Consider the following 1006-nt stretch of genomic DNA (forward strand, 5'->3'; position numbering starts at 1 on the left):
AACAACTCGCGAAGTCATCAAAAAAAATATCGATAATATTTTGACCATTGCTTATTTCAATTTCTGTCATTATTCGGTTTTGTTATAATTGCGCCTAACGGTTTGAAAATTTGTGCAGAAATGGCATTGCTTGCAGAACCGATGTCAGCCCGCACAAAATTAAATAATTAACGAAGAACCTGAGTTGAACCACCGTCAGCCATTTTTGAACAAATTTGCTGTTAGCAGAAGTTTAGTCAAAGTCAGTTTTTGCCATTACCCAAAATTCCCCATTATTTTCATCAAAAATGACAAATGTATTGTCAAAACCCATATTCCCGAAGTAGCCGGACCATCCTTCCGTTACTTGGTAAATTATGAAAGAATTATAATATCCTTGTATGATTGAGTCGCTAAATATTCTAGCCAATTCAACTATATGCTTTAGTTTTTTCTTTGATTTAAAAAAAATACCTCCTCTGCTAACCAATTCTGCTAGTATTCCATCAAATATAAATGGACTTACCCGTTCGAAACAAAGTGTTTCAAACTCTTCCCAATTGCAGTTTTCATTGAGTTCTCCCATTTGTGAAGGACTTATATTTAAAGATTTATTTATGAAAAGACTTTTTATTATTCTCATGTCTAAGCATAAACTTGAGTTTGTCAATTTTGAATTGAATTGTAAATTTTGAATGCAACTTGAGAACACTTTTTTGTCGTTGCAAATGAACTTAAATAAAATTGGGTCAGTATTATAAAGTTTAGAAAACTCTTTGTAGAATTCGAGATTAAATTGTTGAGAAATGTCCGCACATTTAAATTCAAGAAATTCAAAATTGTGAGCAATTTCATCAACATTCATCGGTATTAAGGTATCGTTGTCTTTCATTTTTTATCCAGTATTCATTTCGGTTGAAATTTCTGCTAACGTTTTGCAAGTTTGTACAGAAATGGCATTAAAGCAGTACCAATTTCAGCTTGCATAAACTTAATTAATTTGTAGAAAGTTGTTTTACCGTAGTCA

At 31.6% G+C, this 1006-nt stretch carries 1 protein-coding gene; it reads right to left on the minus strand.

Annotated elements, in window-relative coordinates; genetic code table 11:
- Nucleotides 1-232: 232 nt before the first annotated feature.
- On the minus strand, nt 233-622 hold the full coding sequence (locus tag A5893_RS17650; protein ID WP_157687470.1) for a hypothetical protein: 390 nt from the start codon (nt 620-622) through the stop codon (nt 233-235).
- Nucleotides 623-1006 lie beyond the last annotated feature (384 nt).

Origin of the sequence: Pedobacter psychrophilus, from assembly GCF_001652725.1 — a bacterium.
In the GTDB taxonomy this organism is placed as follows: Bacteria; Bacteroidota; Bacteroidia; order Sphingobacteriales; family Sphingobacteriaceae; genus Pseudopedobacter; species Pseudopedobacter psychrophilus.

What these genes read in the sequence shown, in the direction of transcription:
- A5893_RS17650 (WP_157687470.1), bottom strand. Translation starts at nt 622, where the DNA reads ATGAGAATAATAAAAAGTCTTTTCATAAATAAATCTTTAAATATAAGT.